The organism is Cognatishimia activa, from assembly GCF_026016445.1.
GTDB classification, from domain to species: Bacteria; Pseudomonadota; Alphaproteobacteria; order Rhodobacterales; family Rhodobacteraceae; genus Cognatishimia; species Cognatishimia activa_B.
The window spans coordinates 1,485,554-1,499,243 of sequence record NZ_CP096147.1 but is presented as its reverse complement, the minus strand read 5'-3'; the positions used below and the strand labels follow the sequence as shown (position 1 = coordinate 1,499,243).

General features: G+C 52.7%; 16 protein-coding genes and 1 tRNA gene. 6 read left to right on the top strand and 11 right to left on the bottom strand.

Annotation, left to right across the window (positions count from 1 at the left end; translation table 11 throughout):
- Window positions 1-80: 80 nt before the first annotated feature.
- Window positions 81-165, top strand: a tRNA-Leu gene (locus M0D42_RS07450).
- A gap of 30 nt (window positions 166-195) precedes the next feature.
- Here M0D42_RS07450 and M0D42_RS07445 read toward each other — a convergent pair.
- Together M0D42_RS07445 and M0D42_RS07440 are read right to left on the bottom strand one after the other, a co-directional pair.
- Window positions 196-1,350 (bottom strand): surface lipoprotein assembly modifier, encoded by a 1,155-nt coding sequence (locus M0D42_RS07445; protein WP_265020957.1) that lies wholly within the window; start codon window positions 1,348-1,350, stop codon window positions 196-198.
- Between the two features lie 2 nt (window positions 1,351-1,352).
- Window positions 1,353-1,952, bottom strand: coding sequence for a hypothetical protein (locus M0D42_RS07440; RefSeq protein ID WP_265020956.1), 600 nt, complete (start codon window positions 1,950-1,952; stop codon window positions 1,353-1,355).
- Between the two features lie 335 nt (window positions 1,953-2,287).
- Here M0D42_RS07440 and tig point away from each other — a divergent pair, with 335 nt between their 5' ends.
- Window positions 2,288-3,622 (top strand): trigger factor, encoded by a 1,335-nt coding sequence (gene tig, locus M0D42_RS07435; RefSeq protein WP_265020955.1) that lies wholly within the window; start codon window positions 2,288-2,290, stop codon window positions 3,620-3,622.
- Window positions 3,623-3,733: 111 nt separating this feature from the next.
- On the opposite strand, the gene M0D42_RS07430 is transcribed toward tig, so the two are convergent.
- Together M0D42_RS07430 and M0D42_RS07425 are read right to left on the bottom strand one after the other, a co-directional pair.
- Window positions 3,734-4,297: a hypothetical protein gene (locus tag M0D42_RS07430; RefSeq protein WP_265020954.1), complete on the bottom strand. Its 564-nt coding sequence runs from the start codon at window positions 4,295-4,297 to the stop codon at window positions 3,734-3,736.
- A gap of 85 nt (window positions 4,298-4,382) precedes the next feature.
- Window positions 4,383-4,919, bottom strand: a complete 537-nt coding sequence (locus M0D42_RS07425; RefSeq protein ID WP_265020953.1) for an SRPBCC family protein — start codon at window positions 4,917-4,919, stop codon at window positions 4,383-4,385.
- A gap of 50 nt (window positions 4,920-4,969) precedes the next feature.
- Here M0D42_RS07425 and M0D42_RS07420 point away from each other — a divergent pair, with 50 nt between their 5' ends.
- Entirely contained in the window at window positions 4,970-5,923 is a 954-nt protein-coding gene (locus M0D42_RS07420; RefSeq protein WP_265020952.1) for a LysR family transcriptional regulator, read from the top strand.
- Window positions 5,924-6,143: 220 nt separating this feature from the next.
- Here M0D42_RS07420 and M0D42_RS07415 read toward each other — a convergent pair whose 3' ends face one another.
- The 6 genes from M0D42_RS07415 to rpsF form a co-directional block, all read right to left on the bottom strand.
- Window positions 6,144-7,070 (bottom strand): acyl-homoserine-lactone synthase, encoded by a 927-nt coding sequence (locus tag M0D42_RS07415; RefSeq protein WP_265020951.1) that lies wholly within the window; start codon window positions 7,068-7,070, stop codon window positions 6,144-6,146.
- A 171-nt stretch (window positions 7,071-7,241) separates the two neighbouring features.
- Complete coding sequence (locus tag M0D42_RS07410) at window positions 7,242-7,943, bottom strand: LuxR family transcriptional regulator (RefSeq protein WP_265020950.1); 702 nt, start codon at window positions 7,941-7,943, stop codon at window positions 7,242-7,244.
- A 44-nt stretch (window positions 7,944-7,987) separates the two neighbouring features.
- Window positions 7,988-8,392 (bottom strand): helix-turn-helix domain-containing protein, encoded by a 405-nt coding sequence (locus tag M0D42_RS07405; RefSeq protein WP_265020949.1) that lies wholly within the window; start codon window positions 8,390-8,392, stop codon window positions 7,988-7,990.
- A 208-nt stretch (window positions 8,393-8,600) separates the two neighbouring features.
- Entirely contained in the window at window positions 8,601-9,224 is a 624-nt protein-coding gene (rplI, locus tag M0D42_RS07400; protein ID WP_265020948.1) for a 50S ribosomal protein L9, read from the bottom strand.
- A gap of 12 nt (window positions 9,225-9,236) precedes the next feature.
- The gene (gene rpsR / locus M0D42_RS07395) at window positions 9,237-9,464 is read right to left on the bottom strand and encodes a 30S ribosomal protein S18 (RefSeq protein ID WP_009805008.1); all 228 of its coding nucleotides are present in this window, start codon (window positions 9,462-9,464) and stop codon (window positions 9,237-9,239) included.
- A gap of 25 nt (window positions 9,465-9,489) precedes the next feature.
- Window positions 9,490-9,846, bottom strand: a complete 357-nt coding sequence (gene rpsF / locus M0D42_RS07390) for a 30S ribosomal protein S6 (RefSeq protein WP_265020947.1) — start codon at window positions 9,844-9,846, stop codon at window positions 9,490-9,492.
- A gap of 259 nt (window positions 9,847-10,105) precedes the next feature.
- Here rpsF and M0D42_RS07385 point away from each other — a divergent pair, with 259 nt between their 5' ends.
- Together M0D42_RS07385 and M0D42_RS07380 are read left to right on the top strand one after the other, a co-directional pair.
- Window positions 10,106-10,570, top strand: a complete 465-nt coding sequence (locus tag M0D42_RS07385; protein WP_265020946.1) for a hypothetical protein — start codon at window positions 10,106-10,108, stop codon at window positions 10,568-10,570.
- A 136-nt stretch (window positions 10,571-10,706) separates the two neighbouring features.
- On the top strand, window positions 10,707-11,291 hold the full coding sequence (locus M0D42_RS07380) for a YceI family protein (RefSeq protein ID WP_265020945.1): 585 nt from the start codon (window positions 10,707-10,709) through the stop codon (window positions 11,289-11,291).
- Window positions 11,292-11,362: 71 nt separating this feature from the next.
- Here the strand turns inward: M0D42_RS07380 and M0D42_RS07375 are convergent, their stop codons facing one another.
- Complete coding sequence (locus M0D42_RS07375) at window positions 11,363-12,565, bottom strand: cytochrome b/b6 domain-containing protein (protein WP_265020944.1); 1,203 nt, start codon at window positions 12,563-12,565, stop codon at window positions 11,363-11,365.
- 165 nt (window positions 12,566-12,730) lie between these two features.
- Between M0D42_RS07375 and fabD the strand changes: the two genes are divergently transcribed.
- Window positions 12,731-13,675: an ACP S-malonyltransferase gene (gene fabD / locus M0D42_RS07370; protein WP_265020943.1), complete on the top strand. Its 945-nt coding sequence runs from the start codon at window positions 12,731-12,733 to the stop codon at window positions 13,673-13,675.
- Window positions 13,676-13,690: the final 15 nt, after the last annotated feature.

Below are 13,690 nucleotides of genomic sequence, written 5' to 3'. Positions count from 1 at the left end.
TGCATTTTTCCTCTTACATCCCGCTCAGACCTTTGCTAGGAACGCCGGACGAAACGGCAAGAGAGTCGTTTCAACCGGATGCGGGTGTGGCGGAATTGGTAGACGCACCAGATTTAGGTTCTGGCGCCGCAAGGCGTGGGGGTTCAAGTCCCTTCACCCGCACCACTTTTCCTCAGTTTGAAACCTTCTAATAACTCAGAACTGGTAGTTCAGAGAAACGCTGCAATCTGTTGATTTGTAATCATAAAGCGCAACATTGGAACCATGATCGCGCAGGGTGCAGCGCAGCCGTGGTGTCATGTCTTTGATTTTGATCCGTGGATGAGAGACGCTCAAAACAAGATCTGTGACATGATCTGCTCGATTGTAGCTCAGGGCCGGGAAGCGGCTGTCAAATTCGCGCCAATGTTGCTCGATGCCAAGACCCCAACGTATGCCGTTTTGTTCGGTTCGATCCCAGAATAGCCCGATGGATTTTCCTGAGAACGAGAGGTGTTTGGCGTCGATATCCACATCTTGCAGCCCTATTTTGATCGAAAGAGCGTTCTGCGTGTTCAGATCAATTTTTGGCGTGATCGAAATGGATTTGTGCAGACCGTCATTGTAGTCCCGTTCGGCATAGTTTGCGTCCTGGAGGGCGATCTGACCGCGCACCGAAAAATTGGGGTTAATGCGATGGTAGCTATCAAATGACAGAGCGTCAGAGGCAAAATCAGGGTCATCTCGGCCTTCGATTTCGCGGTAGGCAAAGGCATTGTGCGACAGCGTTACACGAAATTGCCGACCAGCAGAGAGCCATTCATGCCCAATCGAGATGCCCGCCTGGGCGACCTGAAGGTCTTTTTGCTTGAAGTGACTGGCCGAGCTCGCTCCGGTGACAAACACACTTCTGCCGCGCGCATAGGGAACGCTGTAGGTGGCAGAGACGCCAAGCTGCAATCCGATGCCGCTTTTTCGGTCTTCTGAGGAGTCGATGTAAAAATCACCAAATTCGGTCGAAAACACCGAGTGATTGCTGGCCTTCGCAATGTTTGAAGATGGCAAAATTGCTCCGCTGACGCCAAAGCGGAGCGGATGTTCAGCAGTGATCGATGCGATGGTGTTTTGATAGGCAACCATGTGCTGGGGATCAGGATCGCTTTCCAGCAATAGCCAGCGAAAACGGGCGAGGGACCTTTCCCACTTACCGCTTCCGAGGTCGTCCTGTGCCAGCTGAATATGCTGAGACACCAAACCCTGATCCATCGCGCAAAGTGGGGAGGCGAAAAAGAAAGCACCAAGACAAAGGGATACTTTGCGTAGAGCGGCGATCGTATTCAGGTGAATAGACACATTGGTGCCCGCGCTCATGATTATTCTGTCACGAAATATGAGCCCGTGCCTGTTTCTGCGGTCGCGCCCGGATTGCCGGTCATTGTGATCCCGCCCGCTGCTGCCAATGCAGAGCTTGGGCGACGATAGAAATCACCATTCATGGTCGTTGTGGTCGAGTAGGTGGTTCCGTTTGTGGTCCGCATCCGCCCAGAACCCGTTGCTGAGATATCATCCCCAGAGCCGGTTCCGATATTGATCGTGCCTGCGTAGTTGATTTCGCCAAACATATCTTTGCCGATCAGGCGGGTGGAGGTCGAAGTCGGTTGAACTTCGACAAACTCTGTCATCTTACCGCTGACAGTACCGGCCGCGAAATTGGCTTCCATGTCGATCTGACCTGCGATGCCGTGGACATTTCGGAAACTTGTTGAGGTGACGTAGAACGTCCCCTCCATGCTGGCAGAGCTTTCCGTTGGCGTCGTTGTCAGCGCTGTGGCTGTGGATGCGTTCAGTTCAGCAACGAAGGGTAGGCTGTGAGAGCTGTTTTTCTCATTATATCCATCGACATAAGGCGTTCCCAGCGAACATGCTGACATCAAAAATGAGGGGATAAACACAAGTGCAGCCGCAACGCGCATGCCGGTCTCCAATGCCTTACTAAAATCAGTTATTGAACTATGCGTATGTTCAGAAATGGAATTGTTTTCGCAGTATCCTGTTGTGTGAATTCTGGCAAGTTTAAGTTGTGTGCAGCCTATACATTTCTCTGAATTTCTAGGCGCTCTTGGTTCATTTGAAGGGCTTCTGAACGCAACGCCTTTAAATTAAGCCAGCGATCCCTCGCTTGCGCTGCTTTTGAGGCGAAGAAACCCAGCACATTCGCCTTGCACCGATGGCTTTGAAGCCCTATTAGGGCGACTGATTTATTAGGCTGCGGCGAAAACATGCGCCCCACTTTAAGAAGGATGCCACAATGCAGGTCACCGAGACCCTGAATGAAGGCCTGAAGCGCGGTTACGATATCGTTGTCACCGCCGCTGAGCTGGACGAAAAAGTCAATGAAAAGCTGGTTGAAGCACAGCCGGAAATCGAAATGAAAGGTTTCCGCAAAGGCAAAGTGCCTATGGCTCTGCTGAAAAAGCAATTCGGTCAGCGCCTGCTGGGTGAAGCAATGCAAGAAGCCGTAGACGGTGCGATGAACAAGCACTTTGAAGAGTCCGGCGACCGTCCTGCACTGCAGCCAAAAGTCGAAATGAAAAACGGCGAAGAGTGGAAAGAAGGCGACGACGTGAACGTCGAGATGTCTTACGAAGCTCTGCCAGAAATTCCAGAAGTAGACCTGAAGTCTATCTCTCTGGAGAAAATGGTTGTGAAAGCAGCTGATGCGGACGTTGATGAAGCGCTGGCAAACCTTGCTGAAACAGCACAGGACTTCAAAGCGCGTCGCAAAGGTTCCAAAGCGAAAGACGGCGACCAGGTTGTCATGGATTTCGTTGGTAAAATCGACGGCGAAGCATTTGACGGCGGCGCAGGCGACGACTTCCCTCTGGTTCTGGGATCCGGTCAATTCATCCCGGGCTTTGAAGAGCAGCTGGTTGGTGTGAAGGTAGAAGAAGAGAAGGACGTTACTGTTTCCTTCCCTGAAGACTATCAAGCAGAGCATCTCGCGGGCAAAGAAGCTGTGTTTGCTTGTGTGATCAAAGAAGTCAAAGAACCTGTTGCGGCAGAGATCGATGACGAGCTGGCGAAGAAATTCGGCGCAGAAGATCTGGCTGGCTTGAAGGGCCAAGTTGCTGAGCGTCTGGAAGCAGAATACGCCGGTGCCTCCCGTCAGGTTCAGAAGCGTGCGCTTCTGGATGCGCTTGACGAGAAAGTCTCCTTCGATCTGCCACCTTCCTTGGTGGAAGCTGAAGCAGGTCAAATCGCGCATCAGCTGTGGCATGAAGAGAACCCAGAAGTGGAAGGCCACGATCACGATAAGATCGAGCCAACTGAAGAGCACAACAAACTGGCAGAGCGCCGCGTGCGTCTAGGCCTCTTGCTTGCAGAGCTGGGCCAGAAAGCAGAGGTCGAAGTGACCGACGCTGAAATGACCCAAGCGATCATGAACCAGGCGCGCCAGTACCCTGGTCAAGAGCGTCAGTTCTTTGAGTTTGTTCAGCAAAACGCACAGATGCAGCAGCAGCTGCGCGCGCCACTGTTTGAAGACAAAGTCGTCGACTATGTCTTTGAACTGGCAGAAGTTTCTGAGAAAGAAGTCTCTAAAGACGATCTGCAGAAAGCTGTTGAAGCGCTGGAAGAAGAGTAAATCTTCGACCGTCAATCGGTTAAGAGAAGGCCACCCACTTGGGTGGCCTTTTTGTTTGAAGGTATCTGGTGATACCGTCGTAAGACACCGACAGCCATGGCAGTCGGTGAGCTATCTGGCTGAGGGGCTAAACCGCACGCGAAACACTTCTGCCGTAGCCGGATTAGATTTCAGCAATTCATCAGAGGCTTCGCTCCAGGGACGTAGCATAAGGAATTTTCCTGCGTAGGATTGTTCCGGGCTATCATCCGTAAGCGGGAGAGCAAAAATGTTATCTTCGGAAATGCTCGGATCAGCGGAAATGATAAAGGCATAGTCAGCATCGGTGTTCAATGTGATCAGATCATCAATCGATTCAAACAAATGACCACCAGACAAAAACTCCATCGCGGCGTCGCGTGCCGGCTGGATCTTCAAGAACCTCGGGTCATTGTGCAGCGCGGCACGATGGTTTGCTGAAGGCCAGCTTGCGATGCTTCCGGTGGTTGGCGTGCCACCCGCGAAATTGGTGGCGATCACCCTGAAGCCTGCGAGAATGTTCAATTGATGCTCGGCCATGGCCGGCGCCATATATGGGAAGTATTCGCCATACATCCACTCTGTTTTTTCTGCCTTTACAGTGCCAAAACCGAATTCAATACGGGCATCAGGGGATAGGGTGATTTCAGTGGTCATATTATTTCTCCTTAAGGTTTTGGCACCCTTCTCGGGTCGCCAATCATGGATTGCGAGTTGGTAAAATTTTAGCGCCGCTCGCCGGTTAAGGACTCGGCGTCAGGTGATGCGTTTTTGGGGGGCAGGCGTAGGTCTGGTGGACCTTATCGTAGGTGTCACTGTTCACGGTTTTGCCCGTTTCAGCGTAGTATTTCAGGCCGAATAGATGTTTGCGCAGAGACTTCGCCATTTGGCCGCGCATCAGGTACTTCATGAAATTCGGCGAAAAGGAATTGAACGAGGTCATCTTCAATTCGGTGGTTTCATCGTCGAATGATGACAGCTCATAGATCGCCGACATATGTTTCACGAACGGCAAATTATGTTCAATTACAACGACTTTGAAGCTATGGGTTCCGTTCACTTCATCAATCTTTTCATCCAGAAAAAGCTTGTCGCTGAATTTACAGTGTCTGACGGCACCGAGTTCGCCTTTGCTGCCGCCATTTAAGTAATTTGAGCTGACCATCGTTGGGTTATGAACGTGGATCTCTCCATATTCGCGAAACAGGAGCTCCCAGACGCGTTCTTTAGCGGCATTGATGGTTTCCTTGAATTCCGTCCGGTTCATTTTCTCGGTCATTTACTGTTCCAATCCTTGTGTCCCCTTCAGTTAATCCCGTCAAAAATGAAATGGAACTGCGAGAAATGGGGGGATATGGTGCAGAAATCGACCACCCCCTGAAAGGAACTTTGATGGCCCAGTTGGATTGGAACGACATCCGGGTTTTTTTGGCCCTGTTCCGTGAGCGCTCTATTCGCGGGGCGGCAGCCGAGTTGGGCATGAGCCACTCGACCGTGTCGCGGCATTTGACGGATCTGGAAACCAGCTTGGGTGCAGTGCTTTTTACCCGGTCACGAGATGGCATGTTGGCGACATCTATGGCGGAACAGATTTTTGCCAAAGCGGAGCGGGTCGAGGGCGGTGTTGTGGAACTTCAGCGTACTGCGAACAGTTTGGATTCCGCCTTGGTTGGTCAGATCCGTGTGACCTCGCCGCCGCTGTTGTCGCAGCACATGCTGATGCCGCTTATTTCGAAGTTTTGTCAGCAATACCCGGGCATCGAAATTCTTTTGAATTCGAGTTTTTCAATCGAGGATTTGATGAGGGGGGCTGCAGATGTAGCCTTCCGTTCAGAATTTGATCCAAACGGCAATCTGGTGGGGCGACGATTGCCTGATTTCGTGGATTGCGCTTATGCAGCGCCAGATTACATTGCCGCGCATTGGTTTGACGGCAATCAGACCAATGCCAACTGGATCGGCCGCGGCGTTGTTGATCCCAGCCATGGTTGGGTCAAAAGCGGGCCGTTCCCTGATGCTGATGTAAAGCACCAAATCCCAGATATGCTGGATCAGGCCGAGGCGGCAAAGGCTGGGATGGGCATGATCGTCTCGCCCTGTTTTTTTGCGGACACGCTCGAGGGGCTCCAACGCGTTCCCGGCACAGGCGCGGTTTCATCGCGACCCGGATGGGTTTTAACACACCCGGATTTGCGCAGTTCGGTGCGTGTGATGACATTTGTGCGTTTTCTTGTGGCTGAAATGACCAAGCAAAAAGCGCTGATTCAGGGCAATTCCAGGTAAACCCACCGATACCTACTGCCGAAAGGCGGTTTGTTTTGTGGAAACAGTTGGAGGCTGCCAGGAGTTTTGGCAGCCTCCGGTATGTTGCGCCGTTGGGGAGCGCAACCCGCTCAGGGGATGATTGAGCGGTTATTCGCAAGTCATTTGTATGCGCAGCCAGCGACAGCGCAGACAGTCTTCAACTCCATGGCGCACGAGGGGCGCGTCGCCATGTGTTTGTTTAGGCAGAGCGGGTGAGCTTCGCCCGCGTTTCCTCTGCAGAGCGTGGAAGTTTACGCGCCAGGCGCTGCAGCTCTTCGGCATCAGAGGCACCGATTTTGTCCGAGAGCATCTCCATCAGAGCAACTGCTGCAGACATCTCTGCTTCGGTTTCCGCTTTCGCCAATTGGTCAAAGCAGTATTCTCGCAGGTCCGTCAGGCTGGCGCCTGGCTTTGAGATCGCTTCCAGATCAAGCTCATTGTCGGGCAGGGCAGCGAGGCACATTTCTTGTGCGATCTGGCGCAGTTCCAGTTTTTTGAGCGCTTCTTCTTCTGAAACGAAGATTTCGCCATCGATGCCAGCAAATTCACGAACATTGGCAATGCGTTCGTCTGTACAGTCCAGAAGGGCGGCAAGTGCTTTCACCTTACCCATCGGCACGGTCTCACCCACGTAGCCATGCGGCGCATTGTTGGAGCGCTTCAGCACGCGGTCCATCACTGGGTCGATCACGGTGACAATATCTGTGATACCGTTATCCTGCGCATATTCCAGAATGCCCAGCATCAGTTCACAGGTTGCCGTGGAAACCGTGTGTTTGCTCTTTTCGCCTTTCAGACGCTGCGTATCGACGCAGAAACGTGTGCTTTCCCAGATGTTCGGGCTGCGCACCGGATCCTGACCGCACAGGATTGCGTTAAACACATCTGACAGCATGTGCGGGCCGGTGGTTTGCAGAACACGTGCACAAGAGATCACGTTCATATCTTCATCCACGCCAATGATATAGCCTGGATCCATATGATCGAATTGGTCGATCTCTTTGTCGTCTTCAATATTCACTTCCCACCCCAGACGACCGGCGAAAACCCGGGCGCGAAGGCGGAACATATCGTCCAGCAGGGGCTGGAACATATGCTTGTTCAGTCCATCTACGATAATGATCATCTCTTTCCCCATCCTTGCGAAATTGATCGTGGTTAACTGCTAAACTTTCAGAAAATTTTATCTATTAGGGAAATCCCGTAGTTGATTGATGGGGGCAAAACATGACTGCGCCCGGCATCTGGGCCGGGCGTGAAGCGAATCAATTTGAATTTCTATTTAAGTTTTGAGGTGTTAGCTCGGATAGATCAGTTCCATACCTACCGCGCGCCCAACGGCCTGGGCTGTGGTCAGTGCAAAGAGTTTGCTGCGAGATGATTTCAAATGCACCTCAACGGTGCGGCTCGAAATGTTAAGAATGTCCGCAATGTCCTGCTGAGATTTGCCAGCCGCGATCCATTGCAGGATTTCCAACTCACGCTTGGAGAGGTTTGGATGCTTCAGGAAACGTGTGATCGGTTCGGAGACCATCACGTGGTCATGTACATGGGCTGCAATCTTCTGCAGCTCAACCATCACCGTGTTCCGGTGCTTCTTCCATTCTGTATTGGAACAATCGCGCGTTACGCTGAGCATTCCGAATTCCCCGTAGGGACCACGAATGGGAACTGTGATCCCACGTTCACTGATGCCGAAATCTCTCGCGTCATTGAAAACACGGCGAAAATTTGTATCGCGGCTCAGGCGCGACCAATCCACAGGGGCGACGCTGCGCATGGCAGAATGTAGGGTAGGGTCGAGATTATGCAGCCCGTGATCTTGGTAGTGGTTCTGCCAATCTTCACTATAGGTGACATAGGCATGCATGGTTCCACCGGCAGGGTTGATACCTGCATAGGCCGCATTGTCGAAGCCAAGCGTTTCGCACACTTCATCCAGATAGCTCGCATATAGCTCTTCTGAACGTGGCGCGTCATGCAGGCTGAAAAGATCCAACAACTATCCTCCCGGTGCGTGTGAAACACGCGTGAGTGTCTCGATTAAGAGTTCGCGACACTCAAGTTTGTCTGCTGCGATTCCATAACCATGGAGCGCATAAATGCCAGAACTGCACTTCGCTGGCTATTGGGCAGCTTGCGATAGAGCTCCATCATCTCGATGGCATCACGGTCTGACAGGAATTCCATCTTGTCAATTGGTTCATCTGACAACTCAGCGTTTTCATCGGAGCGCTTAATGCCCTCGAAGAAGTAGACAACGTCTACCCCCAACTTCTCAGCAACGGCCCAAAGACGGGACGCACTCACACGGTTTGCACCGGTTTCGTATTTCTGAATTTGTTGGAATTTGACGCCAATTGCGTCGCCGAGTTCGGTTTGGCTGATACCCATGGCATGCCGACGCGCACGGATCCTTTTGCCAACCAAAACATCGATCTTATTCATACTTCACCTGTGGTTCTAACTACTATTACGAACCGGTTGCGTAGCCGCAATCCGTCCCGTGGCGACCATTTATATGCAAACCTTTCTGCCTGAATTATGGCGTCAGGGCAAATTCTTCGCCTTAAAGTTGTTAGAATGCCGAGTTCTTCGGCGTTGGCTTGCATGAGATGTCGCGCGTGAGGCGCGACATCCAATCTTGTAAAACCGATTAGGACTCTGCGTCTTCTTCGGTTTCTTCAGCAGGGGCGTCTTCAACCAGGTTGTCGTCGTCAGCTGCCGCAGAACCGATATCGTCGAAGAGTTCAGCGATTTCGAATTCTGCTTCTGCTTCTGCTTCTGCCGCCAGTTCCTGAATGGATTTGCCGGAAGCTTGCAGTTCTGCTTCTTCTTCGGAACGTGCAACGTTCAGAGCGATTTCAACAGAGACTTCTGGGTGCAGACGAACTTCTACGTTGTGCAGGCCAAGTTCTTTGATCGGTGCGATCAGAACGATTTGCTTGCGGTCAACAGAGAAGCCTGCTTCGGTTGCAACTTCTGCTGCGTCACGTGGTGTAACGGAGCCATAAAGCGCACCAGCATCGGAAGCGGAGCGAATCACGATGAACTGCTGGCCAGCCAGCTTCTCACCCAGGGATTCTGCTTCTTTCTTGGTTTCCAGGTTGCGTGCTTCGAGTTGCGCTTTCTGCGCTTCGAACTGTGCAACATTGGACTCAGACGCGGTCAGCGCTTTGCCCTGTGGCAGCAGGAAGTTACGAGCGTAGCCCGGCTTCACATCTACAACTTCGCCCATTTGGCCCAGTTTGGCCACGCGCTCAAGAAGGATAACTTGCATATCAGTATCTCCTTATTTCACTGCGTAAGGCAGCAGAGCGAGGAAGCGCGCGCGTTTGATTGCACGAGCCAGCTCACGCTGTTTTTTCGCGGAAACCGCAGTGATGCGGGAAGGAACAATCTTGCCACGCTCAGAGATGTAGCGTTGCAGAAGTTTTGTGTCCTTGTAGTCGATCTTAGGCGCATTCTCACCAGAGAATGGGCAGACCTTACGACGGCGGAAAAATGGTTTTGCAGCCATGGTTTACTGTCCTTTCTTCGCGCTATCAGTTGCGGCGCTCACGGCGTTCGCCGCGATCGTCACGTTTTTGCATCTGAACAGACGGACCTTCCGCATGTTCGTCAACTTTGATGGTCAGAACACGCATAACATCGTCATGCAGACGCATCAGGCGTTCCATTTCCTGAACAGCTGCCGCAGGCGCGTCAGTTTTCAGGAAGGCGTAGTGGCCCTTGCGGTTCTTGTTGATTTTGTAGGCCATCGTTTTGACACCCCAGTATTCGGATTCAACGAGCGAGCCGCCGTTGTCGGATACTACGGAACCAAAATGTTCGATAAGACCTTCAGCTTGCGTGTTGGACAGGTCCTGACGCGAGATGAAAACATGCTCATAGAGTGGCATGTGAACTCCAGTTCATTTCAAGCGCATTTCAAAGAGCGAGGCAGTAGACCTTTTTGCGCCTCACCCACGAGAGACTGCGCGGTTCTAAACAATTGCAAAAAGGATGGCGCTGTATAACGAATTAAGGGGGTTAAGCAACCCTTTTTGATTTTCGAAACAAACTGTTTCCGCCTTAATTCAAAGGATTTTGCCTAAATTGCGCCGTTTTTCCTGATCAGGCTGAACTTGTCTGTAAATCCGGAAGAAAGTCGGGTCAATCATGGTGATAGAAATCGCTCCCTCCAACAGCCTGCAGTTGTTTGTCACAGCGGGTTTGGATCGGCTCAAACGCATAATGGCTGTCGCCGTTGGGGCCTCAATATGCGTGATGGGGATCTCTGTGCTGGCCCTTCCTGGATTTGAGTCGGAGGCATTGGCTCTCATTAAAGCTCTTATCGGTGTGTCCCTGTTCGTCTCTGGCGTCGCCATGACGCGCGTAGGCACAGTGCGACAACCGGTAGAGCTGGCCTTTGACCGCTCGACGGAAGAATGGAAAATGTCCGCGCGCCGCGGGAAAGCAGTGAAGTTGGAGAATATTGCTCCACGCGGCAGTGTTTTGACCCTGCGTGGAAGCGATGCTGCAATGAGGGATGAGCGTGCCAACCCATTGTTTGACCTGCATTTAGAGAAGCCAGCCCGCCAGGCCCTGGTTTCTGAGTTTCACAGATTGCAAGCCGCAGTCTGACTTCGGTCAAGCAATTGGTTGGCAACAGAAACTCTTGTGCAACCCTGCACAATATCTGTTGGCAACCAACGAATTGATTGCACGCACGAACAGGGCAATCTCTGCTTCGTATTCTTTTTGATAACGGAGCAATCCAATGAAAACTCTCGTACTCGCAGCTGGCCTGGCGGCCGCAGCATCCATGGCATCCGCAGGTGCCGAGAAATATGTGCTCGACGCAAGCCACAGCCAAATCGTCTTTTCTTATAACCACCTAGGCTACTCTACGACCTACGGCATGTTCTCTGGTTTTGACGGTGAAATCATGTTCGATCAGGAAGATCCGGCGTCGTCGTCTGTGTCTGTGGCATTCCCAGTGAAATCCATGCTGACCGGTTGGGAAGAGCGCTTTGGCCACTTCATGTCAGCCGACTTCTTTGGTGCGGAAGACGATGATTTAGTAACTTTCGTTTCCACCAGCATTGAAGTGACCGGTGAAAACACCGCGCTGATCACAGGCGATCTGACAATGAACGATGTAACCAAATCCGTTGTTCTGGATGCAAAACTCAACCAAGTTGGCGACCACCCATTGGCAGGCAAGCCTTGGGCGGGTTTTGACGCGACAACCACATTGGTGCGCTCAGATTTCAATCTTGGTCAGTTTGCGCCTTTTGTCAGCGATGAAGTTCCAGTGATGATCTCGATCGAAGCGATGAAAGCAGACGGCAGCGCAAGCTGATCAATCTGATACCTAAACGCTGTAAAGCCCGCAGGTTTCTGACCTGCGGGCTTTTCTTCTTTTGGGGAATTTTAGCGCTGAGCTTGAAGCGCCACGCTAATATCCACACCAAATCCGAGGTTGGTTTCATCAGGCATATTGGCTCCAATACCAAAGTCCTGCCGATCCAGTGAAACAGAGCCCTCCATCGTTGCAGTGTTCTGGTCAACTTCCATCACGAAGGGCAGGGTGACCGGAACTGTGGCTCCTTTTAGGGTCAACGTACCCTCAGCGATGTATTGGTTGTCGCCATCAGAATCGGACAGAATGTCGGCCTGGAAGGTGGCTGTTGGAAAGGTCGCGACATTGAAAAAGTCATTGCCCATTGCCTGTTGCGTGACTGATCCCAATGACAATGAGCCAATAGCGACTTCGACTGTTACATCACCGTGACGTCCGTCAATGTCTTGCTCTTCAAAGGATATCTGCGCGGTCCACTCGCCAAATGATCCAGCAACGGGTGCACCAAATTGCGTGATTTCCAGTGTGAGGTCTCCGGAAGTGACCTGCCAGTCTGATGTGACCTCTTGCAGGGCCACGGTTGCGATCGGCGCGTCATGCGATTTGAAGACACCTCCGAAAGTGCCTGCGACCATTGCGATGGCCCAGATTGCGAGTGCTGCGCTGAGGGGCAGTAGGCTGCGCACGTGAGGCTCGACATCCACCTGAGGGGCGCGCCCAGGCAACATACGTTGCAGGGTTTGATCCTTGTCGATGACGAAGTGTTTAAGCGCACCACCGATATGGGCAAGGATTGTTAGTCCAAGCACAATGATCAGCAGAAAATGCATAGAGGCTGTGACACTCGCCACTGCCTCGGACTTTGGCACCAGCGGAAGGCTTTGCCCGAATGGCAGCCAGATCGGTGCAAAGCCCTCGGTGGCAGCATGGTGTACCCATCCGGTCAATGGCACTGCCAGCATCGATCCATATAGCAACCAATGCGCTGTTTCCGCAGCGGTCGCCTCAAGCTTGTTTTCGGCGTTCAAAAGGCCTGGGCGTTTCTGAGTTATGGCCCAGAGGATGCGCATTAAAGCTGTGAAGAAGGCCAGTACGCCGATCGTTTTATGAGCAGAAAACACAGTAGCTTTTAGAGCGAGTTGATCATTTGTTTCAAAAGGAAGCTGCTGGGCGATGATGCCCAGTGGAAAGGCCGTTAGGATCAGCAGCGCTGTCATCCAGTGAAAGACCTTGGCGATGCCGCCGTAACTCTTGTGGGTGTTTGTGAGCGCCATAATATGGGTCCCGTTGCATGTTTGCCGTTTGGGACAGGATATGCGGTGAACGTCGCACAGCAAGCGCAGAGGGCACCGAAACTCAGTGCAGGCACGCGCAATGACATTGCACACCCGCACAGGGTTCGGTATTGCGGATAAAACGCAAGAATTTTGGGAGTTCTCATGAGCCGAGCATTCGTTTTTCCGGGACAGGGCGCGCAGACAATTGGAATGGGCAAAGCCTTGGCCGAAGCCTATCCAGCCGCAAAGGCTGTCTTTGACGAGGTGGATGACGCGCTGGGTGAGAAACTCAGTTCTTTGATCTGGGAAGGCGATCAGGCTGATCTGACCCTGACACAGAACGCGCAGCCAGCCTTGATGGCAACGTCTTTGGCAGCGATGAAAGCTTTGGAAGCAGAAGGCGTTTCTGTAGAGGCCGCCTCTTTCGTCGCGGGCCACTCCCTTGGTGAATATTCCGCTCTCGCGGCTGCTGGCTCTCTGAGCATTGCTGACACCGCGCGCCTGCTGCGCACCCGCGGCGAGGCAATGCAGGCTGCGGTTCCGGTAGGCGTTGGCGCGATGGCCGCTCTTTTGGGGCTTGATTTCGCAGCCGCGACCGAAGTGGCTGAAGCAGCGGCCGAAGAAAGCGCGCAGGTCTGTCAGGCGGCAAACGACAATGACCCAGGTCAGGTGGTGGTTTCCGGCCACAAAGAAGCGGTCGAACGCGCGGTAGAGCTGGCCAAGGAAAAAGGCGCGAAACGCGCGGTTCTGCTGCCAGTGAGTGCTCCGTTCCACTGTGCTCTGATGCAGCCTGCTGCCGAAGTCATGGCCGAGGCACTGGATGGTGTGAACATTGAACGCCCAGCCGTGCCGCTGGTGGCCAATGTGCGCGCGCAGGCGGTGACGGATGCGACAACCATTCGCTCTTTGCTGGTTGAGCAGGTCACAGGTTCTGTCCGCTGGCGTGAGTCCGTGGCTTGGATGTCCGGTGAAGGCGTGACCGAGATTTATGAGATCGGCGCAGGTAAAGCGCTGTCCGGCATGGTGCGCCGTATTGATCGCGCGATTGCCTGCACTGCCGTTGGCACGCCAGATGATGTCAAAGCCGCCGCTGAGAAGCTGGCATAAATTCTAAAAGTTTGA

Excerpts from the sequence above, each read along its gene's own strand:
- M0D42_RS07445 (WP_265020957.1), bottom strand. The coding sequence starts at position 1,350 with ATGAGCGCGGGCACCAATGTGTCTATTCACCTGAATACGATCGCCGCT.
- M0D42_RS07440 (WP_265020956.1), bottom strand. The coding sequence starts at position 1,952 with ATGCGCGTTGCGGCTGCACTTGTGTTTATCCCCTCATTTTTGATGTCA.
- tig (WP_265020955.1), top strand. The coding sequence starts at position 2,288 with ATGCAGGTCACCGAGACCCTGAATGAAGGCCTGAAGCGCGGTTACGAT.
- M0D42_RS07430 (WP_265020954.1), bottom strand. The coding sequence starts at position 4,297 with ATGACCACTGAAATCACCCTATCCCCTGATGCCCGTATTGAATTCGGT.
- M0D42_RS07425 (WP_265020953.1), bottom strand. The coding sequence starts at position 4,919 with ATGACCGAGAAAATGAACCGGACGGAATTCAAGGAAACCATCAATGCC.
- M0D42_RS07420 (WP_265020952.1), top strand. The coding sequence starts at position 4,970 with ATGGAACTGCGAGAAATGGGGGGATATGGTGCAGAAATCGACCACCCC.
- M0D42_RS07415 (WP_265020951.1), bottom strand. The coding sequence starts at position 7,070 with ATGATCATTATCGTAGATGGACTGAACAAGCATATGTTCCAGCCCCTG.
- M0D42_RS07405 (WP_265020949.1), bottom strand. The coding sequence starts at position 8,392 with ATGAATAAGATCGATGTTTTGGTTGGCAAAAGGATCCGTGCGCGTCGG.
- rplI (WP_265020948.1), bottom strand. The coding sequence starts at position 9,224 with ATGCAAGTTATCCTTCTTGAGCGCGTGGCCAAACTGGGCCAAATGGGC.
- rpsR (WP_009805008.1), bottom strand. The coding sequence starts at position 9,464 with ATGGCTGCAAAACCATTTTTCCGCCGTCGTAAGGTCTGCCCATTCTCT.
- rpsF (WP_265020947.1), bottom strand. The coding sequence starts at position 9,846 with ATGCCACTCTATGAGCATGTTTTCATCTCGCGTCAGGACCTGTCCAAC.
- M0D42_RS07385 (WP_265020946.1), top strand. The coding sequence starts at position 10,106 with ATGGTGATAGAAATCGCTCCCTCCAACAGCCTGCAGTTGTTTGTCACA.
- M0D42_RS07380 (WP_265020945.1), top strand. The coding sequence starts at position 10,707 with ATGAAAACTCTCGTACTCGCAGCTGGCCTGGCGGCCGCAGCATCCATG.
- M0D42_RS07375 (WP_265020944.1), bottom strand. The coding sequence starts at position 12,565 with ATGGCGCTCACAAACACCCACAAGAGTTACGGCGGCATCGCCAAGGTC.
- fabD (WP_265020943.1), top strand. The coding sequence starts at position 12,731 with ATGAGCCGAGCATTCGTTTTTCCGGGACAGGGCGCGCAGACAATTGGA.